Here is a 20,364-nt window from a genome sequence, read left to right as displayed (position 1 = left end):
CGTGAGCCAGAGCGCGGTTCGTGAAGCCATGGTGAACGAGGGCGCCGAGCTGCTCGCCATGTACGAGCGCATGGCGGTGATCCGCCGCACCGAGAAGGCCGCCTACGACCTGTTCCTCGCCGGCCTGGTGAAGGGCACCACCCACCTCGCCGCCGGCCACGAGGCGATCGCGGTCGGCGCGAGCGCCGCGCTGCGGCCGGACGACCACGTGTTCGCCACCTACCGGGGCCACCACCACACCATCGCCCGCGGCGGCTCCCCCGAGGCATGCCTCGCCGAGCTGATGCAGAAGGCCACCGGCATCTGCAAGGCCAAGGGCGGCTCGATGCACCTGACGTACGCCGAGGGCGGCATGCTCGGCTCGTACGCGATCGTCGGCGCCCACCTGCCGATGGCGGTCGGCGCGGCCTGGTCGGCCCGGCTGCTGCGCACCGACCGGATCGCGGTCGCGTTCTTCGGCGACGGCGCCACGAACATCGGCGCGTTCCACGAGGCGCTCAACCTCGCCCAGGTGTGGCGGCTGCCCGTGGTGTTCGTCTGCGAGAACAACCTGTACATGGAGTACACGCCGATCAGGTCGGTGACCGCGGTGGAGAACCCGGCCTACGACCGCGCCCCGGCGTACGGCATGGCCGCCGAGCTGATCGACGGCAACGACGTCATCGTCGTGCGGGACGCGGTGGCCCGCGCCGCCGCCCGGGCCCGGGCCGGGGAGGGGCCGACCCTGATCGAGGCGAAGACCTACCGCCACTACGGGCACAGCCGTACCGACCCGGCGAAGTACCGCCCGGCCGAGGAGGTCGAGGCCTGGCTGAAGCGCGACCCGCTCACCATCGCCCGCGCCCGCCTGGCCGGCCTCGGCGTACCGGAGGCCGAGATCGACGAGGCGGACCGGCGCGCCGCCGAGCTCGTCGAGGCCGCGGTGCGGGCCGCGAAGCAGGCGCCCCCGCCCGACCTCGCCGAGGCGTTCACCGACCTGTGGGCCGACGGAGGTGCGGCATGGCGGAACTGACCGGCACGATCAGCTACCGCGAGGCGGTGGCCGAGGGCATCGCCCGCGAGATGCGCCGCGACCCCACCGTGGTCTGCCTCGGCGAGGACATCGGCGCGGCGGGCGGCGTGTTCAAGACCACCCAGGGCCTGCTCGAGGAGTTCGGGGCCGAGCGGGTGTGGGACACCCCGATCAGCGAGCAGGCGATCGTCGGGGCCGCGCTCGGCGCGGCGATGACCGGCATCCGCCCGGTCGCCGAGATCATGTTCTCCGACTTCCTCGCCTGCTGCTGGGACTATCTGGCGAACGAGATCCCCAAGGTGCGGTACATGTCCGGCGGCCAGGTGAAGGTCCCCCTGGTGATCCGCACCGCGAACGGCGGCGGCCTCGGCTTCGGCGCGCAGCACTCCCAGGCGGTGGAGAACTGGGCGCTCACCATCCCCGGCCTGAAGATCGCCGCCCCGTCCACCCCGGCCGACGTGATCGGTCTCATGGCGGCGGCGATCCGCAGCGACGACCCGGTGATCGTGTTCGAGCACAAGGGCCTGTTCGCGAGCAGGGGGCCGCGCCCGCCCGAGGGCCACGTGGTCGAGCTCGGCCGGGCCGCGGTGGTGCGCGAGGGCCGCGACGTGACCGTCCTCGCGCTCGCCGCGACCGTGCCCACCGCGCTCGCCGCCGCCGAGCGCCTCGCCGCCGACCACGGCGTCTCGGCCGAGGTGATCGACCTGCGCTGCCTCATCCCGCTCGACATGACCACGGTGCTGGAGTCGGTGGCCCGGACCTCCCGGCTGGTCACCGTGGAGGAGAACCCGCACCAGGGCGGCTGGGGAGGCACCGTGGTCTCGCTCGTGGTCGAGGAGGGCTTCGAGCTGCTCGACGCCCCGGTCCGCCGGGTCGCCTCGGCGAACGTGCCGCTGCCGTTCGCCGACGTGCTGGAGAACGAGGTCATCCCCACCGTCGACAGGGTCGTCGCCGCCGTGCGCTCGGTCGTCGACTACTGAGCCCGCAGGCGCGACCCGATCACCGTACGCGAGATTCCGCCCCCGACGCAGGAGGAGCAGCCACCCGAGCCCCGGCGGCGCCGTCCCAGGCCGCGGCGCCGGATCCGCCGCCGGGCGCTCGCGCACCGGACACCCCCCAAGACAGCGGCCGCAAAGGAGATGGCCATGAGCAAGATCCTCATCCGTGGCGGGCACGTGCTCAGCATGGATCCCCGGATCGGTGACCTGCCCAAGGGCGACGTGCTGATCGAGGACGACCGCATCGTCGCCGTGGCGCCGGAGATCGGCGCGGACGCGGAGGTGATCGACGCCGACGGCTTCATCGTCATCCCCGGCTTCGTCGACACCCACCGCCACACCTGGGAGACGGCGATCCGCAACGTGGCCCCGGACGCCACGCTCGACGACTACTTCGTGGAGATCCTCGACACCTTCGCCCCCGTCTACACGCCCGAGGACGTCTACGCCTCCAACCTCGCCGGGGCGCTGGAGTGCATCAACGCGGGCATCACCACGCTCGTCGACTGGTCGCACATCAACAACGGCCCCGAGCACCCGGACGCCGCGATCCGCGGCCTGCAGGAGGCGGGCATCCGCGCCCAGTACGCGTACGGCAGCGCGAACCTCTCGCTCGCCGACTACTGGTTCGACAGCAAGATCGCCATCCCCGCGGACGACGTGCGCCGGGTGCGCGAGACGTACTTCTCCTCCGACGACGGCCTGCTCACCATGGCGCTCGCCACCCGCGGCCCCGGCTTCTGCGTGGAGAGCGTGGTGCGCGCCGAGTGGGAGCTCGCCCGCGAGCTCGGCATCCCGATCACCGTGCACGTCGGCATGGGCCGCCTCGCCGGCCGGTTCGGCATGATCAAGCAGCTGCACGGGTACGGCCTGCTCGGCCCGGACACCACCTACATCCACTGCTCCTGGCTGAGCGAGGAGGAGTGGCGGCTGCTCGCCGACAGCGGCGGCACGGTCTCCCTCGCCCCGCAGGTCGAGCTGCAGATGGGCCACGGCTGGGTGCCGGTGGTGAAGGCCCTCGAGTACGGCCTGCGCCCGTCGTTCTCGGTGGACGTGGTGACCACGGTGCCGGGCGACATGTTCACCCAGATCCGTGCGGCGTTCGGCTCCGAGCGGGCCCGGCTCAACGCGGTCTTCTGGGAGCGGAACGAGCCCGCCGCGGGCCTGCCCACCGCCCGCCAGATGCTCGAGATGGCCACGATCAACGGCGCGCACGTGGCCGGGCTGGAGTCCCGCACCGGCTCGCTCACCCCGGGCAAGAAGGCCGACGTCGTGCTCATCGACGCCCGGGCGATCAACGTGGCCCCGATCCACGACGCCGCCGCCGCGGTCACCCTCTGCGCCGACGTGTCGAACGTCGACACCGTGCTCATCGACGGCAAGGTGCACAAGCGGCACGGCAGGCTCACCGCCGACGTCGGCCGCGCCCGCCGCCTCGTCGAGGAGGCGAAGGAGCGCCTGCTCGCCCAGGTCGCGGCCCGGAAGGCGGAGCGGTGACGCGGCACGCGGTACGGCGGGCCGCGGAGGCGACGTACGCGGCCCCGGCCGAGCCCCGGAAGGCCGAGGGCTACACCCGCTGGGCGATCGCGGACGAGGCGACGCCCGGCGCGGTGCACACCGAGTTCAACGTGTGCGCGCTGGAGCCGGGCGGCCGGGTGGCGACCGCGGTGCAGTCCTTCGAGGAGTGCTTCTACGTGGTCGAGGGCCACCCGATCCTGCAGACCCCCTCCGGCGCGGTACGGCTCGCGCCCGGCGACTACGGCCTGATCCCGCTCGGCGTGCCGCACTCCTGGCGGAACGAGGAGGCCGCCCCGGCCCGGTGGGCGCAGATGCGCTCCCCGCAGCCGCGCGCCCGCCACGACCGGGACGTCCACCCGGTGCCCGAGCTGCCCAAGACCGCGCCGGTCGCGGTCGACCCGCGCGACCCGCGCAACCGCGACCACGGGCACATCGACCCGGTGAACATGCGGGTCGACATGCAGAAACAGGAGATGCTCGCCCGGTCGGCGAGCATGCGCACCGCGCTGCTCGTCTACAGCGGCATCACGGTGAAGATGATGGTCGACTCCGACCAGGGCGCGGACCTCACCACGATGTTCATGGTCCGGTACGACCCGGACGGGGTCGCCGGCCCGCACGACCACCCGTTCGAGGAGACCTACTACTTCCTCGAGGGCGAGGCCGAGGCGGTGTTCGACGGCGTCACCTACCGGCTGCGCGCGGGCGACGCGGCGTTCGCCGGGGTGGGCTGCGTGCACGGGTTCCGTAACGTTGGGGGCGGCCCGCTGCGCTGGCTGGAGACGCAGGCTCCGCAGCCGCCGGGCCGCCACTCGTACCGGTTCGTACGCGACTGGGACTATCTGCGGTCCATCACCGGAGGGCAGTGACGATGGCAGGGAGTGTGGTGGTCGTCGGCGGCACCGCCGGCATCGGGCGCGAGCTCGCGGCCCACTACGCGGCGCGCGGCCGCGAGGTGGTGCTCACCGGCCGCGACCAGGCCCGCGCCGACAAGGTGGCGGCCGAGCTCGGGCCGAACGTGCGGGGCGTCGCGCTCGACCTCGCCAGGCCCGGGACGCTGCGGGACGCCCTCGCCGGGGTGGGCCCGGTCGACCACCTCGCGCTCGTCGGCATCGAGCGGGACGCGAACACGGTGGCCGACTACGACGTGGACGCCGCGGTCGCGCTGGTGACGATGAAGCTGGTGGGCTACACCGAGGTGGTCCACGTGCTCAGGGACCGGCTCACCGGCGACGGCTCGGTGCTGCTGTTCGGCGGCATGGCCCGGCTGCGGCCGTACCCCGGGTCCACCACGGTGAGCACGATCAACGCCGGGGTGGTGGGCCTGGTGCGCACGCTCTCGGTGGAGCTCGCGCCGATCCGGGTGAACTCCATCCACCCGGGCATCGTCGGCGACAGCCCGTTCTGGGCGGGCAAGCCGCCCGAGGCGCTCGAGGGCATCCGGGCGGGCACGCTCACCGGCCGGCTGGTCACCATGGCCGACGTGGTCGACGCCGCCCGGTTCCTGCTGGAGAACCCGGGGGTGAACGGCGTGGACCTCACCGTGGACGGCGGCTGGCGCTGACCTCGCCAGGACGGGACGGTACGGCACGGCCCGGACATACGTGCGGTCCTGCCCGGCGCGGTGCGGGGCAGGACCGCACGGTCGGCCCGGCGGCGCGTCGGCCGCCGGGACGGATTCACCCGGTGCTCACCACCGCCCGCGGGTCTCGTAGCGGTAGCTCACGTGCCGGCTGAATCTGTCAAACCGGTCATATTTGCGGTAGCTGCGGAATTTGCCGTGGTGGCCATAATGGCGGCCCGGCCGGTAATGCCGGTACTTGCCGTGATGGCGATTGTGCTTGCGGTAATGCCGGTGGTGGCCCCACCGGTTCTTCCGCTTGTGGCAGATCCACCGGCCGTGCCGCTTGCAGCACACGTGCCGCTTGTACCGCTTGCACCGCCGCTTGGCGTCCGTGGTCGCGTCCGCCGCGCTCGCCGAGTCCGCCTGCACGGCCTGCACCGAGGCCGTGCTCGCGGTCCGGGTGGCGGCCATCGCCCCGGTCGCCGCGACGGGCGGCACGGCGAGTGCCACCAGCAGCGCCGGTCCCAGCAGCAGCATGCTCCGTTTGCCGCGCATAAGGTTCCCTCCCGACGTTCTCCACACGAGACCTTGGTCGTTCGCCCCGTGCCGGTTTTTCGTCCCGGGTCAGGTACCCATCCCAAACCGCGAATTCGGTGAAACCGCGAGAAGTTGCCTTGGGCAGTAAAAGCGAGGCCTGCGCTTTGCCGTTCCGCGTGTCCGGGAAACCGTTCCGTGGCGTGTCGCGAAATTCGCTCCGGTGACAATAAACGCCGCGGCCCCGCCGATCCGGGACGGCGCCGCGGGGCGATGCGACGCCCCGGACCCTCCCCGCCACGCCCGTCGCGCCGGAAAAGATCTACCGTTCCGTGACGGCGTCTCCGGGCCGCCGCGGCCACGCCCGGGCAAAGCCCGGCGTCCGCCCCCAGGTGATCGTCGTCGCAGGTCAGCGGCGGTGGGCGAGCGCGACCCGCCGCCCCCGGTGATCCTCCATGCGACGAAAGACCCGGGTAAAAGGGACGTCCGTCGATGTTCCTCGGCCCGCGCAGCGGGGACCATGACGGGGCAGCCCCGTGGCCAGGAGGGACAAAATGACGGTGATCGATCTGCGCCGGTACAGTGCGGTGATCTTCGAGACCGACGGGGTGCTCACCGACACCGCCCGGATCCACGCGGCCGCCTGGAAGCGGGTCCTCGACGACCTGCTGCGGCGGCTGCCCGGACTCTCCGCCGACCAGGCGCGGCCGTTCGACGTCCGCGACGACTACCTGGCCCACTTCGACGGCCGCCCCCGACTGGAGGGGGCGCGCGAGTTCCTCGCCTCGCGCGGCATCGCGCCGCCGGACGGCGACGACGGCATGCTCGCCGAGCTCGCCGAGCGGAAGGAGGAGCTCTTCCTCACCGAGATCCGCCGCCACGGCGTGGCCGCCTTCCCCGCCGCCATGGCGCTCGTGCGCGAACTGCGCCGGCACGGGGCCCGGCTCGCCGCGATCTCGCCGAGCCGCAACTGCGCCGAGATCCTCACCCGCGCGGGCATGGGCGACATGATCGACGCCCGGGTCGACGGGGTGACCGCCGCCGAGCTCGGCCTGGCGGCCATGCCGGACCCGGCGATCCCGCTGCACGCCGCCCGGCAACTCGGCGCCGAGCCGTACGAGTGCGTGGTGGTCGCCGCCACCCCGCCCGCGCTGCAGGCCGCGCGGATGGGCCGGTTCGGCCTCGTCGTCGGCGTGCGCGGCCCGGCCCAGGCGCCCGCGGGCGACGCCGACGTGGTGATCGGCGACCTCGGCGAGCTGTGGGTCTCCGGCCGGGTGCCGCTGGTGAGCCACGGCGAGGCCGCCCCGCGCACCTGAACGCGCGCCTGACCGGGTGCCGGTCGTCCTTTACCGGTGGCGCCGCCGGTCCCGGGAAGATGGTCGGTATGAAGGTTGTCGAGGAGACCCCCTACCGGTTCCGAGTCGAGCGCGAGGGGTCGATGCGGGTGCCCGGGGTGGTGTTCGCCTCGCGGCGGCTGCTGCCCGAGGACCAGGCGCTGCGGCAGGTGGCGAACGTGGCGACGCTGCCGGGCATCGTCGGCGCCTCGTACGGCATGCCCGACCTGCACTGGGGCTACGGCTTCCCGATCGGCGGCGTCGCGGCCACCGACATCGCCGAGGGCGGCGTGGTGTCCCCGGGCGGGGTGGGCTTCGACATCTCCTGCGGGGTGCGGCTGCTCGCGGCGAGCGTCGACCGCGACGAGCTGCGGCCCCGGCTGGAGGCGCTCATGGACCACCTCGACCGCGGGGTGCCGCGCGGCACCGGCCGCGGCGGGGTGTGGCGCCTGTCCGGCCGCTCGGAGCTGGAGAAGCTGCTGCACGGCGGCGCGGCGTACGCGGTCGAGCAGGGCCACGGCGTCCCTCGCGACCTGGCGCGGTGCGAGGACTACGGGGCGGTCGCCGACGCCGACGTGGCCCAGGTGAGCGCGAAGGCGATGGACCGCGGCCAGGACCAGGTGGGCAGCCTCGGTTCCGGCAACCACTTCCTGGAGGTCCAGGCGGTGGACGAGGTGTACGACGAGGCCACCGCGGCCGCGTTCGGCCTGCGCACGGGCCAGGTCTGCGTCATGATCCACTGCGGGTCGCGCGGCCTCGGCCACCAGATCTGCACCGACCACGTGCGGGTGATGGAGAAGGCGATGCCGCGGTACGGCATCCAGGTGCCGGACCGCCAGCTCGCCTGCGCCCCGGTGGACTCCCCGGAGGGCCGGTCCTACCTCGGCGCGATGGCCGCCGCCGCGAACTACGGCCGGGCGAACCGGCAGCTCCTCGGCCAGGCCGCGCGCCGCGCGTTCGCCGACGTGCTCGGCGCCGAGCTCGACCTCGTCTACGACATCTCGCACAACCTCGCCAAGATCGAGGAGCACGACGGCAGGCGGCTGTGCGTGCACCGCAAGGGCGCGACCCGCGCGCTGCCCCCGCACCACCCCGACCTGCCCGAGGACCTCGCCCCGTACGGCCAGCCGGTGCTCATCCCCGGCACCATGGGCACCGCCTCCTACGTGCTCGCCGGAGTGCCCGGCGGCCAGGCGTTCCACTCCACCTGCCACGGGGCCGGCCGTACCCAGAGCCGCCACCAGGCCGCCAGGTCGATCGACGGCCGCACGCTGCGCGACCAGTTGCAGGCGAAGGGCATCGCGGTGCGCGGCGCCACCTGGCGCGGCCTCGCCGAGGAGACCCCGACCGCGTACAAGGACGTGGACGCGGTGATCGAGGCGAGCGTGGGGGCCGGGCTGTGCCGCAAGGTCGCCCGTCTCGTGCCGCTCGGCGTGGTGAAGGGCTGATGGGCGCGCCGCGGGCGGGCCACCGTACCCTGCCGCACACCGCGGACACCCGGATCCAGGCGTGGGGGCCGACCCTCGAGGAGTGCCTGGCCCAGGCGGTGCTCGGCTCGGTGGCGAGCTTCGTCGACACGACCGGCGCCACGGCCGCGGAGCGGCGCGAGGTGCGCCTCGACCCGGCCGACCCGCCCGAGGACCGGGTGGTCGCCCTGCTCGACGAGGTGATCTACCTGATGGACGTGACCGGCCGGGTCCCGGTCGGGGCCGAGCTGACCCGCGACGCGGCCGGGCCGCTCGCCCGCCTCGACATGGCCGACCTCGCGGACCTGCCGCAGATCGGCGCGGTGCCGAAGGCCGTGGCCCTGCACGGGCTGCGCGTCGAGCGGCGGCCGGACGGGTGGCTGTGCGAGGTGACGCTCGACGTGTGACATGATCACCAATGGCATGGTCGGGCAAAGGCGCGGGTACGGGGGATCATCGGGTGTGCCCGTGGGCGACGAGGGGGGCCGGACGCCGTCCGCGGTGACGGCCGTACGCTCCGGCGGGCGGAGATGGTGCCCGCGAGCCGCCGACCGGGTACGTAACAGCCGTTCGCCGATCCCGGCGAGGCGCGCCGCGCCCCCCGCGTACCGGGACGGCGGGCCGGCGCAGAGATGAGGACGTGATGGCGCGGACACGTGAAATCCCCACGGTACGGCTGGGTGACCGGGCGGTGATGCCCGTCGTCGGCTTCGGCACCTGGCGGCTCACCGGACAGGAGGCGTACGAGGCGACGCGGGCCGCGCTCGAGCTCGGCTACCGGCATATCGACACCGCGACGATGTACGGCAACGAGGCCGAGATCGGCCGGGCCGTACGCGACAGCGGGATCGACCGCGGCGAGGTGTTCATCACCACGAAGCTGCCGCAGGGCAACGCGGGCCGCGAGCGCGAGACGATCGAGCGCAGCCTGCGGGAGCTCGGCACCGACTACGTCGACCTGTGGCTGGTGCACTGGCCGCCGAGCCCCGACGTGCTCGTGCGCACCTGGCAGGAGATGCTCAACGCGCGCGACCGCGGGCTGGCCCGGGCGGTCGGCGTGAGCAACCACAGCATCGCGCAGATCGACGAGATCACCCGGGCGACCGGGGAGGCGCCCGCGGTGAACCAGATCCCGTGGAGCCCGCCCCGGCACAGCGCGGGCCTGCTCCGCCAGCACCGCGAGCGCGGCATCGTGGTCGAGGGCTACAGCCCGATCAAGGGCACCGACCTCGGCCACCCGGTGCTCGCCGAGATCGCCCGCAGCCACGGCGTCACCCCCGCCCAGGTGGTGCTGCGCTGGCACCTGCAGCACGACATCGTCGTCATCCCCAAGTCGGCGCGGCGCGAGCGCATCGCCGAGAACGCCGACCTGTTCGGCTTCACCCTCTCCGCCGAGGAGATGGCCCGCATCGACGCGATGGCCGACTGAACGACCGCCGCGTCGCGCCGGCCCGCCGGGGTGTAGGCCCGCCCCGGGCGGGCAGTCGGATTCGCGACGCCGTACGGCACGGCCGAGGTCACGGCGTGGCCGGGCGGCGCGCCGGCAGGGGGCCGCCGCCCGGCCGCGCGTGCCGTGCCGTACCGGAAGCGCGGGGAAACCGGGATGACCGAGGACGCCGAGGCCGGCCTGCCGGTCGTGGAGGATCTCGACCGGCTGGAGGCGCTCGTGCGCGAGCGGCCCGGGCTCTACCTGCGGTACTCGCGCGGCCCGGAGGCGGACAGGGACAGGCCGAGCAGGGACTACGAGAGCGGCCTGCCGCTGCCCGGGCTCTCGGTGACCGTGCTGTCGCCGGAGCGCTGGTGGACCCGCCCGCTGAGGGACTGGCTCGCCCGCCAGGTGTGCAAGTACACCCACCTCGCCGAGGCCGACGACCGGCGGCGCGGCTGGGTGCTCGCCGGGCGTGAGGTGGGCCGCGGCCCCGACCACGAGCCGCTCGTCGGCGACGTGCGCCCGGTGGCGTGGCTGGGGGAGCGGGCGGTCGCGCAGGCCCGCGCGCACTACCGGGCGGTCTTCGACGCCGGTCGGGATTCGACCGGTTGATTCTGTGTTTTGGCAGGTCAAAGGGTCACGTGTGGGGCGCGGGGCGCCGGTTGGAGGCGCGGCCTGCGGGTAGTCGCGGGGTGTTCCATGCCGTCGAGGCTCACGAAGGGACACCCATGACGTTCAATCCTCTGCAGGAGCGCGGCATACCCCTCGACAAGCAGGTTCGCAACTGGAGCGAGCTCAACGTCACCCCGATCGACCCCGACCACGCCGACCCGTACACCCGGTGCCGCATCATCACGATGAACGGCATCGAGACCGAGGCGATCTTCTTCAACCACCATCTCGCCCGGCACTGCCCGGACACCGAGACGCGGCAGCGGCTCGCCCACGTGCGGTACATGGAGGCCCAGCAGCAGCGTACGGTGAACTGGCTGCTGTCCGGGTTCAACTCGGTCCTGGAGACGGTCCTCGCCTACGAGCAGGTGGCCACGGACCTCACCTCGTGGGTCGCGCGCATGGAGCCCGACCCGTACCTGCAGCAGGCCTACAACTTCGGCGTGCTGGAGGACTTCGACCACCTCTACCGGTACGCCAACCTCTACGAGATGATCGAGCACCGCCGGGCCGAGCAGGTGGTCGACCAGCTCACCGAGGTGATGCCGGGCCGGCCGACGTACATCCAGCACCGGCACCCGATCGACAACGTGCGCGAGCACTACGACCGGCAGGCCACGGCGCCGATCTCCAAGCTGCACGCGCTCACCATCATGGCGGCCGAGCAGCAGACGATGAACTTCTACATGAACGTCGGCCCGATGTACATGGAGCCGATCGCCCGCCAGCTCTACCAGGAGATCGGGCTGGTGGAGGAGGAGCACGTCACGCACTACGAGTCGCTGATCGACCCGGGCGAGTCGTGGTGGGAGATGCTGCTCAACCACGAGTACAACGAGTGCTACATGTACCACTCGTTCATGCAGACCGAGACCGACGAGAAGGTGAAGCGGGTCTGGGAGCTCCACCTCAACATGGAGCTCGAGCACCTGCGCATCGCCGCCGAGCTGTTCCGCCGCCACGACGGCCGGGACCCGGAGGAGGTCTGCGCGCCCGAGCTGCCCGCGCCGGTCACCTTCGAGCCGAACCGCGCCTACATCCGCGAGCTGCTGGCCACCCAGATCGACGTGACCACCCTCGGCACCGGGTACGTACGCGACATGCACGAGCGCTTCGAGCGCTGGCAGCGGGAGATCAACGGCGACGGCATGATCCCGAGCGAGCAGGTGATCACCGACAACCGGCACAAGTCCGGCGAGGAGTACCGGCTCGAGATCGACGGCCCGCACCCCGTGCCGAGCCTGCGCATCGACCGGACCACCCGCCGCTGACCGGCGCCGTCCTGAGACCACCTGACGGGACGGGCGAGCCCGATCCCATGCTCCTCACCGCACGGCCTGTGCCCCGCCGGGGCGCAGGCCGTCGCGGTGCCCGCTCCGGTACGGCCCGGCGGATCAGCGGCGCGGGTCGCCGCCGAAGGTGATCGATCCGTGGATCTCGCGAGCCTGGATCACGTTCCCGCCGACGTGGCCGCTCACGATGTTGACCGTGTCGTTGACCGGGTCGCCCGCCGCGCGCCGGGCCACCGGCCCGGCCTCGGCCAGCCACCGCTCCAGCGCCGCCCGGAACTCGGGGTCGGCGGCGGCGCGCTCGCCGAGCAGGCTCGCGAGCTCGCCGGGCGCGACCGCGTCCGGCCGCGCCACGGCCTCCAGGGCCTGGCGGTCCCGGCCGAACCGGCGGCGCACCAGGGCGGCGAGGGACTCCCAGGCGCTCTTGCCGGCCTCGCCCGCGGCCCCGCCGACGAGCGCGGTGAGGATCGCGGCCAGCGTGGGGACGATCGGGTCCATTGGCGCCCTCCTCGTGCACGGCTCCGCCCACCAGCCTAGGTGGCGCGCGGCCGGTCCGGCGGGATCGATTCCGGCCGGGCCTGCCGTACCGGCCGGGCGTGCTAGAGGCGCAGCGGCTTGATCGGGGAGGCGATGAGCGTGGGGTCCTCGCGCCAGTTCACCCCGGGGACGTCGATGTAGAGCTCGATCTCGTTGCCGTCCGGGTCGGCGATGTACACGCTGTGGGTGACCGTGTGGTCGCTCGCGCCGAGGATCGGCACGCCCGCCTCCTGCAGGGTGCGCACCGCCTCGCGCAGCTCGTCGTCGCTGTCGCCCACCTTCAGCCCGAAGTGGTAGAGGCCGACGCGCCGCCCCCGGGGCAGGCCGGCGGCGTCCTCGCCCACCTCGATGAGCAGCAGCTCGTGGTGGGTGCGCCCGGACGGCGCGGCGAACGCGGCGACCGGCACCGGCAACACGTCCCGGCCCTTGTCGCCGTCGGGCAGGATCTGCCGCCAGCCGAGCACGTCCCGGTAGAAGCGGACGGAGCGCTCCAGGTTGCGCACGTAGAGCACGATATGCCCGAGTTCCTTGACTTCCATGTGCACCCCGCTTCCGGCCGCGCGGCCGCGATTTAATTGAGATTTCAACCATGTAGCCTAGCCGTCACCCCGCCGCGCCGGTAAGGGGGCCGGTCCGGTGCGCGGTACGGCGGGCACGGCGCGCGCTCAGCGGAGCAGCCCGCTGACCACGATCATGATCGGGATGGCGAGCATCGTGGTCACCATGAGCGTGGTGCGGGCGAGCCGCCGCCCGGTCCGGTAGTGGCTGGCGAACACGTAGATGTTCTGGGCCGTCGGCAGCGCGGCGAACAGCGTGGCGGCGAGCAGCATCGTGCCGTGCAGGCCGAGCAGGAACGCCCCGGTGAGGTAGGCCACCACCGGCTGGACGAGGCACTTGAGCACCACCGCGAGCACCACGTCCTTGCGTCCGGTGGTCTCCCCCGCGTCGTCCGGCGCGCCGCCGCGCCGGGCGCCGCTCAGGCCGAGGCCGTACGCGAGCAGCGCGACCGGCACCGCGGCCGCGCCCACCAGCGAGACCGGCTGCATGATCGGCTCGGGCACCTCCAGCCCGGCGAGCGCCACCGCGAGACCGAGCAGGCTCGCCACGGTGATCGGGTTGCGCAGCGGCCGCCGCAGCACTCCCCACACCCTGCCCCAGGTCGCCCGTCGGCCCGGCCGCCCGGGCCCGTCCCGGCCGCCGTCGCCGCCCGCGTCGAGCACCAGGAACGCGCCCGGGGCCAGCACGAGCAGCTGGAACAGCAGGATCGGGGCGACCAGGGCGCCGTCGCCGAGCACGTACACGCTGATCGGGATGCCGAGGTTGCCGGAGTTCACGTACGACGAGGCGAGCGCCCCGATCGTCACCTCGGACCGGGGCCGCCGCCACAGCCCGCGCGCCACCAGCACGAAGATCGCCTGCGCCACGGCCACCGAGACCACGGCGGTGACGAGCACGGGGGAGAGGATCGTGCTCAGGTCGGCGGTGGCGATGGTGGTGAACAGCAGCGCGGGCGCGGCGACGAAGAACGCGAGGCGGGACAGCACCGCCTCGTCCTGCGCGCGCAGCACCCCGGCCACACCGGCGAGGTAGCCCAGCGCGGCGACCGACGCCAGGGACGTGAACGCCACGACGATGCCCGACACTCGGTCGATTCTCGCGTATGGCCATTACCAGGATGAAACAGGGACAACCCTCACCGGGTCTCGCGGTGATCGTCCGATACCGGTGGCCAATCCGAACAGCCGGGTCTTACTGTTACACCAGCGGCAAGTCGGGTTACGTCCGCGTGACAAGATCGGGTGAAAACCCGACATCGCAGCGGTGCCGTCCGCGCACGTGACCCGCGCTGCAAGGGTGCGCCGACACCACGACGAACACCGCGAAACGACACCGCGAGAGGTGAGCGGAGGGGGCGACGGGATGAGCGAGGAGGTTCGGCGGCGGCTCGCGGCCATCGACACCAGGAACCCCAGCCTCGCTCGCATGCACGACTACCTCATGGGGGGCAAGGACAACTTCGCCGTGGACCGCGAGGCCGCGGAGGCGATGCTCGCGATCGCTCCCGAGCTCCGGGACATCGTCCGGGAGCACCACGCGTGCCGTACCCGGGTGGTCCGGTTCATGGTGAGCGAGGGCATCGACCAGTTCATCGACATCGCCACCACGCTGCCGTCGCGCCACCACACCCAGCAGGTCGCGCGGCAACTCAACCCCGCCGTGCGCACCGCCTTCGTCGACCGGGACCCGGTGGTGCTCACCCACGCCCGCGCCCTGCTGTCGGCCGACCCGAACGTCGCCATCGTCCCCGGCGACATCATGCACGTCGACGAGCTGCTCGCCGATCCCGAGCTGCGGCGGCTGATCGACCTCGACCGCCCGGTGGGCGTGCTCGTCCGGGCCGTGCTCCAGTACATCCCCGACTCGGAGAACCCGCACAAGGCGGTGGCGCGGCTGCGCGACGCCCTGCCCCACGGCAGCCTCGTCGCGATCAGCCACATCGTCTTCGACGTACGGCCCGAGATCGCCGCGCCGCTCAGCGAGGTGTACGCCAGGTACTTCAGGCGGCCGCGGGACGTGGTGCGCATGCGCACGGACGTGGCGCGGTTCTTCGAGGGCATGGAGCCGGTCGAGCCGGGCCTGGTGTACGCCCGCGAGTGGCGCCCGGAGTCGCCGTTCTTCTCGGAGCGGCCGAACAAGGCGTGGGAGGTCTGGGGCGTGGCCCGCGTGGTCAAGGCTGCCTGACGGTCGCGCCGACCGGCCCCGCGACACGGCCGGCGCGACCCGGATCACTCGGGGTTGACCTCCTTCACCTGGGCGACGATCTGCGTCGGGTTGACGAAGGAGAGCGCGATCACCAGCAGCGTGGCGGAGAGCAGCGTGTAGATCACCGCCATCGCGTCGATCGCCTGCGCCGCCCGGATGCCCGGGGTGAACGCCGCGCTGTACAGCGCCACGATCAGGGTCTGGCTGTCCGGCCCGGCGACGAGGAAGGTGAGCTCGAACATCGCCACCGTGCGCACGAGCACCAGCACCGCCGCGGCGAGGATGCCCGGGACGAGCAGCGGCACCAGCACCCGGGTGAACACCTGCCGGGTGCCCGCCCCGCACATCCGCGCCGCCGCCTCGATGTTCACGTCGATCTGCTCGATGAACGGGGTCATCACCAGCACCACGAACGGCAGCGCCGGCACGAGGTTCACCGCGATCACACCGGCCAGCGAGCCCGCCAGGCCGATCTTGTACATCAGCGTGGCGAGCGGGATGCCGTACGTGATCGGCGGCAGCAGCACCGGCAGCAAGAGCAGGAGCATCACCGCCTGCCTGCCGACGAAGTCGCGCCGGGCGAGCGCGTACGCCGCGGGCACCCCGAACAGCAGCGACAGCCCCACCACGACGAGCGCCACGATCAGCGTGACGAGCAGCACGTCGGCGAGGTTGAACTCCCGCCAGGCCTCGGCGTACCAGTCCGTGGTGAACGCCGACGGCAGCCAGCCGTCGAACCAGTTCACCGCGAACGAGTTCACCACCACCGAGAGGATCAGCGCGGCGAGGTTGGCGAGGAAGAACGCCACCCCGCCCCACACGATCCAGGCGAACGGCCCGGCACGCAGCGCCCGCCGGAGGAACCCGGGGGCCGGTCCGGCCGCCCGCGCCGCGGTCGTTCCGGTCGCGCTCATGCCCCCTTACCTCCCGTGTGCCCGGTGTACAGCCGCCCGCGCCACAGCAGCACGAGCGCGATCACCACGAGCTCGAACGCGCCCATGAGCACGGCGATCGTCGACGCCATCGTGTAGTCGTACCTCTCGAACGCCGCCTGGTAGGCCGCGATCGCCATCACCCGGGTCTCGTCCGCGGGCTCGCCGACCAGGTTCGCCGACGGGAACACCGAGAAGGCGAGCACGAAGGAGAGGATGAACGTGGTGGCGAGGCCGGGCGCGAGCAGCGGCAGCGTGATGCGGCGGACGCGCTGCCAGGGACCCGCGCCGAGGGTCGCCGCGGCCCGCTCGAGCGTCGGGTCGATGCCCGACAGGTACGACAGCACGAGCAGGAACGCGAACGGGAACCCGGTGATGATCAGGGAGAACATCACGCCCCAGTAGTTGTAGATGAGCCGCAGCGGCTCGTCGATGAGCCCCAGCTCGAGCAGCACCCGGTTGAACCAGCCGCGCGGGCCGAAGTAGCGCAGGATGCCGTCGGCGACGAGCACCGTGCCGAGGGTGACCGGGAGCACGAGGATCGCGGTGAGCAGCCGCTTGCCGCGGAACCGGCCGCGCAGCCGGTAGGCGATCGGCACCGAGGCCAGCACGTTGAACAGCGCCGCGGGCAGCGCGAGCCGCATGGTCTTCCACACCGTGCCGCTCTGGTACGGATCGGTGAAGAACTCGACGTAGTTGGCGAAGATCCCGCCGCTGCGCGGCTGCAGCGACAGGCCGACGCCGTACATCATCGGGTAGAGGAACAGCGCGATCAGCGTGGCGACCGCGGGCAGCAACAGCAGCAGCAGCCGGTCGATGCCGCGCTCGGCGAGCCGGTGCCGCAGCGGCGGGCGGGTGGCGCCGGGGGCGGGCGCGCCCGCCGGGCCGGGCTTCGGCGCCGGCTCCGCCGGACGCGGGTCCGCGACCGTGCGAGGTTCGGCCATCACTCCCCCGTCTCCCCGCCGGGGCCGTACACGAGCACCCGCTCCGGCGGCGCGCAGACCTCGATCTTATCCCCGGGCGCGACCCGCTCGGCGAGCCGGCAGTGGATCACCCGCCCGGTCTCGGTGACGCCCTCCACCGCGACCTCGCGGCCGTGGAACTCCACCACCTCCACGGTGATCCGGATGCCGTCGCGCTCCCCTTCGCTCCCGCCCCCTTCGGGAACGACGCGGAAGTCGTCCGGCCGGATCGCGGCGATCGCGGTGTCCCCGGTGAACTCCTCGCGGACCGTGCCGGTGAGCCGCAGCCCCGGCTCGGCGAGCACCGCCCGGTCGCCGCTGCGCGAGGCCACCGGCAGCCGGAGCAGGTTGCGGTAGCCCATGAACCCGGCGACGTAGGTGTTCACCGGGTCGGTGTACACCTCCTCCGGCGTGCCCACCTGGTCGACCCGGCCGGCGCGCAGCACCACGATCCGGTCGGCGAGCGCGAGCGCCTCCTCCTGGTCGTGGGTGACGTACACGGTGGTCAGGCCGAGCGACTGGTGCAGCCGCCGGATCTCGGTGCGCATCTGCAGCCGCAGCTTGGCGTCGAGGTTCGACAGCGGCTCGTCCATGAGCACCAGCCGCGGCCGGATCACGATCGCGCGGGCGATCGCCACCCGCTGCTGCTGGCCGCCGGAGAGCCGGCCGGGCAGCTTGTCGGCGTGCTCGGTGAGCTCCACCAGCTTCAGCGCCTCGTCCACCCGGCGCCGCATCTCGTCCTTCGGCACCTTGCGGATGGCGAGCCCGAAGCCGACGTTCCTGCGGACCGACAGGTGCGGGAAGAGGGCGTAGTTCTGGAACACCATGCCGAACCCGCGGCGCTCCGGCGGCAGCGTGTCGATGCGCCGGTCGTCCAGCCAGATGCTGCCGCCGCTCAGCGGCAGCAGCCCGGCCAGGCAGTTGAGCGCCGTCGACTTGCCGCACCCGGACGGCCCGAGCAGGGCGATGAACTCGCCGCCCCGGATTCGTCAGGTTGAGATCGCTCAGCGCCACGGACGAGCCGAACCGGCGGGTCACGCCCTCCATGCGCAGGGTCTCGAAGCCGTCCTGCGGCCGCACCGATTCGACGACCCCGCCGCTCACGACTGCTTCACCTTGTCCCCGCCGATCTCCTTGTCCCACCGCTCGAACGCCTGCACCAGCGCCTTCGCGTCGAGCGGCACCGCCTTGGGGTGCTTGTCGATGAGCTCGTCGTACTCCGGCCGCCCGAAGTCACGGATCGCCTGCCGGCTTTCGGCCGGGGCCATGTCGAGGGTCACGCCCTGCACCGCCGGGCCGGGGTAGAAGTAGCCCTTGTCGAAGGTGATCGCCTGCTGCTCCGGGGCCAGCGCGTAGGTCATCAGGTCGAACAGCACCGCGAGCTTCTCGCCCGAGATGCCCTTCGGCACGACCATGTAGTGGGCGTCGGTCACCCAGGTGAAGCCCTCCAGCGTGCCGACCTTGAAGTCCTTCGGCACCTGGCCGAGCACCCGCGGGTTGATGTCCCAGCCGGTGGTGGTGACGGTGATGTCCCGGGTGCCCTCGCCGAGCTCCTTCATCGTCTGCGAGGTGCCGGTGGGGTAGTACTCGACGTACCTGCCGAGCTCCTTGAGGTACTCCCAGGTCTTGGTCCACCCGTTGATCGGGTCCATCGGGTCGGAGTCGCCCAGGATGTACGGCAGGCCCATGATGAACGTGCGGCCCGGACCCGAGTTCGCCGGGCGGGCGTAGGTGAACCTGCCCGGGTTGTTCTTCGCCCACTCGAGCAGCTCCTCGGCCGTCCTGGGCGGGTTCGGCACGGTCTTCGGGTTGTACTCGAGCAGCGGCCCGGACGGGTAGTAGGTGATCACCACGCCCCTGCCCTGGGCGAGCTCGTTCATCTTCGCGGCGGGCTCGAGGTAGTTCGGCTTGGGCAGTTTGTCGGGGTACTTCCCGGCGAGGTCCACCCACAGGTCCTGCTCGAGCCCGGCGGACAGGCCGTCGGTGCCGGTGAGCACGAGGTCGATGTCGAGCCGCCCGGCGTCCTGCTGCGCCTTCACCTTTCCGGCGAGCTCGGGGGAGGTGACCTTGGTGTAGGTGATGCGGGCGACCTTGTCGCGGTTCGCCGCCGCGTAGTCGTCGAAGATCTGCTGGGTGAGCTGCAGGTTGCCCGCGACGTCGACGATGTTGAGGGTGACGGGCTCGCTCGGCATCGTCACGTCCGCGGCGGCCGGCTCGGGGACGAACCCCTGGGCGGGCTCCGGCGCGCCGCACGCCCCGGCGACGAGCCCGAGGGTGAGGAATCCGGCGAGGAGGGACAGGCGGGGGGGTTTCATGTTCGGTCCTCCTTTGGCACTCCGGTGGTGTTCCGGATCACGAGGCGCGTCGCCAGCTCCTGCGCCGCCGGCCGCTGGGGAGTGGTCTCGGCCAGCAGGGAGAGCAGCAGGGCCGCGGAGGCCCTGGCCACCGCTTCGACGGGAATCGCCACGGTGGTGAGCGGTGGTGAGGTCATCGACGCCACCTCGATGTCGTCGAACCCGACGACGCTCACCTCGTCGGGCACCCGGACACCGCGGTCCGCCAGCCGCGACATGACGCCGAGCGCGACCATGTCGTTGTAGGCGAAGATCGCCGTGACCCGGGCCGCCAGCGCTTCGTCGGCCCCCCGATAGCCGCCGCTGAACACCGGCTCGTACGGCCCGAGCACCACCAGCTCGATGCCGTACGACTCGCACTGCGCCCTGAACGTCCGCAACCGCTGCCGGTTCGACCAGGAGCCGCCCGGCCCGGCCAGGAACGCGCACCGCCGGTGGCCGAGCGCGTGCACGTGCGCCACGGCCTGCTGGATGCCCGGCCCGTAGTCGAGCGCGATCGACGGCGCGCTCCGGCTCAGCCGGTTCGCCACCACGACCGGCGTCCTGGCGGCGATCGTCCGCAGTTTGCGGCCGGGCATCCGCGGCGAGCACAGGATCAGCCCGTCCACCTGCTGCGACATCGCCAGGGCGAGCTCGACCTCGGTCGACGGGTTCTCGTCGGTGTCGGCGAGGAAGAGCGCGTAGTTCGCCTCCCGCACCCGCGCCTGAACCACCTTCGCGAACGGCGCGAAGAACGGGTTGGCGATGTCCGGCACGATCAGTCCCAGCGAGGCCGTCCGCCCCAACGCGAGCGACCGCGCGGCCCGGTTCGGCTGGTATCCGAGCCGCTCCACGGTCTCCAGCACGCGCTCCCGGGTCCCCGGCTTCACCAGCTCGGGGAAGTTGAGCGCGCGCGACACCGTCGAAGCGGACACCCCGGCCGACGCCGCGACCATGTGGATGGTCACCGGCCGGGATGCTTCGGGAACCTCGGTCACGTCATCCATGGCGCACCCAGAAT

21 protein-coding genes are annotated in these 20,364 nt (G+C 72.5%); 12 read left to right on the top strand and 9 right to left on the bottom strand.

The window, feature by feature from the left end; genetic code table 11:
* Position 1 precedes the first annotated feature (1 nt).
* The 5 genes from FHX40_RS23125 (at position 2) to FHX40_RS23105 (ending at position 5,092) form a co-directional block, all read left to right on the top strand.
* Positions 2-1,012: a thiamine pyrophosphate-dependent dehydrogenase E1 component subunit alpha gene (locus FHX40_RS23125; RefSeq protein WP_211350486.1), complete on the top strand. Its 1,011-nt coding sequence runs from the start codon at positions 2-4 to the stop codon at positions 1,010-1,012.
* Complete coding sequence (locus FHX40_RS23120) at positions 1,000-1,992, top strand: alpha-ketoacid dehydrogenase subunit beta (RefSeq protein WP_189136158.1); 993 nt, start codon at positions 1,000-1,002, stop codon at positions 1,990-1,992. The genes FHX40_RS23125 and FHX40_RS23120 overlap by 13 nt, the downstream gene beginning before the upstream one ends.
* 165 nt (positions 1,993-2,157) lie before the next feature.
* Positions 2,158-3,507 carry an amidohydrolase family protein gene (locus FHX40_RS23115; protein WP_142262084.1) on the top strand — a complete coding sequence of 450 codons (1,350 nt, stop codon included), beginning with the start codon at positions 2,158-2,160 and terminating at the stop codon, positions 3,505-3,507.
* Positions 3,504-4,397 (top strand): cupin domain-containing protein, encoded by an 894-nt coding sequence (locus FHX40_RS23110; protein WP_211350485.1) that lies wholly within the window; start codon positions 3,504-3,506, stop codon positions 4,395-4,397. The genes FHX40_RS23115 and FHX40_RS23110 overlap by 4 nt, the downstream gene beginning before the upstream one ends.
* Before the next feature lie 2 nt (positions 4,398-4,399).
* Complete coding sequence (locus tag FHX40_RS23105; protein ID WP_142262083.1) at positions 4,400-5,092, top strand: SDR family NAD(P)-dependent oxidoreductase; 693 nt, start codon at positions 4,400-4,402, stop codon at positions 5,090-5,092.
* A 126-nt stretch (positions 5,093-5,218) separates the two neighbouring features.
* Here the strand turns inward: FHX40_RS23105 and FHX40_RS23100 are convergent, their stop codons facing one another.
* Entirely contained in the window at positions 5,219-5,647 is a 429-nt protein-coding gene (locus FHX40_RS23100) for a hypothetical protein (protein WP_142262082.1), read from the bottom strand.
* Positions 5,648-6,180: 533 nt separating this feature from the next.
* On the opposite strand from FHX40_RS23100, the gene FHX40_RS23095 reads away from it, so the two are divergent.
* From FHX40_RS23095 to FHX40_RS23070, 6 genes are all read left to right on the top strand, one after another.
* Complete coding sequence (locus FHX40_RS23095) at positions 6,181-6,942, top strand: HAD family hydrolase (protein WP_142262081.1); 762 nt, start codon at positions 6,181-6,183, stop codon at positions 6,940-6,942.
* A 68-nt stretch (positions 6,943-7,010) separates the two neighbouring features.
* Positions 7,011-8,408 (top strand): RtcB family protein, encoded by a 1,398-nt coding sequence (locus FHX40_RS23090; protein WP_142262080.1) that lies wholly within the window; start codon positions 7,011-7,013, stop codon positions 8,406-8,408.
* Positions 8,408-8,833 (top strand): archease, encoded by a 426-nt coding sequence (locus FHX40_RS23085; RefSeq protein ID WP_142262079.1) that lies wholly within the window; start codon positions 8,408-8,410, stop codon positions 8,831-8,833. Before FHX40_RS23090 ends, FHX40_RS23085 begins: the two co-directional genes overlap by 1 nt.
* Positions 8,834-9,069: 236 nt before the next feature.
* Positions 9,070-9,855: an aldo/keto reductase gene (locus FHX40_RS23080; RefSeq protein ID WP_211350484.1), complete on the top strand. Its 786-nt coding sequence runs from the start codon at positions 9,070-9,072 to the stop codon at positions 9,853-9,855.
* A gap of 174 nt (positions 9,856-10,029) precedes the next feature.
* Positions 10,030-10,467: a DUF6098 family protein gene (locus FHX40_RS23075; protein ID WP_142262078.1), complete on the top strand. Its 438-nt coding sequence runs from the start codon at positions 10,030-10,032 to the stop codon at positions 10,465-10,467.
* Positions 10,468-10,583: 116 nt separating this feature from the next.
* The gene (locus FHX40_RS23070; RefSeq protein WP_142262077.1) at positions 10,584-11,798 is read left to right on the top strand and encodes a hypothetical protein; all 1,215 of its coding nucleotides are present in this window, start codon (positions 10,584-10,586) and stop codon (positions 11,796-11,798) included.
* A 123-nt stretch (positions 11,799-11,921) separates the two neighbouring features.
* On the opposite strand, the gene FHX40_RS23065 is transcribed toward FHX40_RS23070, so the two are convergent.
* From FHX40_RS23065 to FHX40_RS23055, 3 genes are all read right to left on the bottom strand, one after another.
* Positions 11,922-12,314, bottom strand: coding sequence for a hypothetical protein (locus tag FHX40_RS23065; RefSeq protein WP_142262076.1), 393 nt, complete (start codon positions 12,312-12,314; stop codon positions 11,922-11,924).
* A gap of 101 nt (positions 12,315-12,415) precedes the next feature.
* Positions 12,416-12,892, bottom strand: a complete 477-nt coding sequence (locus tag FHX40_RS23060) for a VOC family protein (protein ID WP_142262075.1) — start codon at positions 12,890-12,892, stop codon at positions 12,416-12,418.
* 126 nt (positions 12,893-13,018) lie between these two features.
* The gene (locus FHX40_RS23055; protein ID WP_142262074.1) at positions 13,019-13,996 is read right to left on the bottom strand and encodes an AEC family transporter; all 978 of its coding nucleotides are present in this window, start codon (positions 13,994-13,996) and stop codon (positions 13,019-13,021) included.
* Positions 13,997-14,273: 277 nt separating this feature from the next.
* Between FHX40_RS23055 and FHX40_RS23050 the strand changes: the two genes are divergently transcribed.
* Positions 14,274-15,095 carry an SAM-dependent methyltransferase gene (locus tag FHX40_RS23050; protein ID WP_142262073.1) on the top strand — a complete coding sequence of 274 codons (822 nt, stop codon included), beginning with the start codon at positions 14,274-14,276 and terminating at the stop codon, positions 15,093-15,095.
* Between the two features lie 44 nt (positions 15,096-15,139).
* On the opposite strand, the gene FHX40_RS23045 is transcribed toward FHX40_RS23050, so the two are convergent.
* The 5 genes from FHX40_RS23045 to FHX40_RS23025 form a co-directional block, all read right to left on the bottom strand.
* On the bottom strand, positions 15,140-16,030 hold the full coding sequence (locus FHX40_RS23045; RefSeq protein ID WP_142262072.1) for an ABC transporter permease: 891 nt from the start codon (positions 16,028-16,030) through the stop codon (positions 15,140-15,142).
* Positions 16,027-16,992: an ABC transporter permease gene (locus FHX40_RS23040; protein WP_142262071.1), complete on the bottom strand. Its 966-nt coding sequence runs from the start codon at positions 16,990-16,992 to the stop codon at positions 16,027-16,029. The genes FHX40_RS23045 and FHX40_RS23040 overlap by 4 nt, the downstream gene beginning before the upstream one ends.
* Positions 16,992-17,972, bottom strand: a complete 981-nt coding sequence (locus tag FHX40_RS23035; RefSeq protein ID WP_229788560.1) for an ABC transporter ATP-binding protein — start codon at positions 17,970-17,972, stop codon at positions 16,992-16,994. Before FHX40_RS23035 ends, FHX40_RS23040 begins: the two co-directional genes overlap by 1 nt.
* A gap of 138 nt (positions 17,973-18,110) precedes the next feature.
* Positions 18,111-19,325 carry an extracellular solute-binding protein gene (locus FHX40_RS23030; protein WP_142262070.1) on the bottom strand — a complete coding sequence of 405 codons (1,215 nt, stop codon included), beginning with the start codon at positions 19,323-19,325 and terminating at the stop codon, positions 18,111-18,113.
* Positions 19,322-20,341: a LacI family DNA-binding transcriptional regulator gene (locus tag FHX40_RS23025; RefSeq protein WP_211350482.1), complete on the bottom strand. Its 1,020-nt coding sequence runs from the start codon at positions 20,339-20,341 to the stop codon at positions 19,322-19,324. Before FHX40_RS23025 ends, FHX40_RS23030 begins: the two co-directional genes overlap by 4 nt.
* Between the last annotated feature and the right edge of the window lie 23 nt (positions 20,342-20,364).

The organism is Thermopolyspora flexuosa (assembly GCF_006716785.1).
Lineage (GTDB): Bacteria > Actinomycetota > Actinomycetes > Streptosporangiales > Streptosporangiaceae > Thermopolyspora > Thermopolyspora flexuosa.
Note: the sequence above shows the minus strand (reverse complement) of the source record. Positions and strands in the feature narration are given on the sequence as shown.

Bases quoted from the DNA above. Each gene is read 5' to 3' on its own strand.
- FHX40_RS23045 (WP_142262072.1), bottom strand. From the start codon at position 16,030: ATGAGCGCGACCGGAACGACCGCGGCGCGGGCGGCCGGACCGGCCCCC.
- FHX40_RS23115 (WP_142262084.1), top strand. From the start codon at position 2,158: ATGAGCAAGATCCTCATCCGTGGCGGGCACGTGCTCAGCATGGATCCC.
- FHX40_RS23105 (WP_142262083.1), top strand. From the start codon at position 4,400: ATGGCAGGGAGTGTGGTGGTCGTCGGCGGCACCGCCGGCATCGGGCGC.
- FHX40_RS23075 (WP_142262078.1), top strand. From the start codon at position 10,030: ATGACCGAGGACGCCGAGGCCGGCCTGCCGGTCGTGGAGGATCTCGAC.
- FHX40_RS23050 (WP_142262073.1), top strand. From the start codon at position 14,274: ATGAGCGAGGAGGTTCGGCGGCGGCTCGCGGCCATCGACACCAGGAAC.
- FHX40_RS23095 (WP_142262081.1), top strand. From the start codon at position 6,181: ATGACGGTGATCGATCTGCGCCGGTACAGTGCGGTGATCTTCGAGACC.
- FHX40_RS23120 (WP_189136158.1), top strand. From the start codon at position 1,000: ATGGCGGAACTGACCGGCACGATCAGCTACCGCGAGGCGGTGGCCGAG.
- FHX40_RS23065 (WP_142262076.1), bottom strand. From the start codon at position 12,314: ATGGACCCGATCGTCCCCACGCTGGCCGCGATCCTCACCGCGCTCGTC.
- FHX40_RS23070 (WP_142262077.1), top strand. From the start codon at position 10,584: ATGACGTTCAATCCTCTGCAGGAGCGCGGCATACCCCTCGACAAGCAG.
- FHX40_RS23060 (WP_142262075.1), bottom strand. From the start codon at position 12,892: ATGGAAGTCAAGGAACTCGGGCATATCGTGCTCTACGTGCGCAACCTG.
- FHX40_RS23080 (WP_211350484.1), top strand. From the start codon at position 9,070: ATGGCGCGGACACGTGAAATCCCCACGGTACGGCTGGGTGACCGGGCG.
- FHX40_RS23085 (WP_142262079.1), top strand. From the start codon at position 8,408: ATGGGCGCGCCGCGGGCGGGCCACCGTACCCTGCCGCACACCGCGGAC.
- FHX40_RS23030 (WP_142262070.1), bottom strand. From the start codon at position 19,325: ATGAAACCCCCCCGCCTGTCCCTCCTCGCCGGATTCCTCACCCTCGGG.
- FHX40_RS23100 (WP_142262082.1), bottom strand. From the start codon at position 5,647: ATGCGCGGCAAACGGAGCATGCTGCTGCTGGGACCGGCGCTGCTGGTG.
- FHX40_RS23090 (WP_142262080.1), top strand. From the start codon at position 7,011: ATGAAGGTTGTCGAGGAGACCCCCTACCGGTTCCGAGTCGAGCGCGAG.
- FHX40_RS23040 (WP_142262071.1), bottom strand. From the start codon at position 16,992: ATGGCCGAACCTCGCACGGTCGCGGACCCGCGTCCGGCGGAGCCGGCG.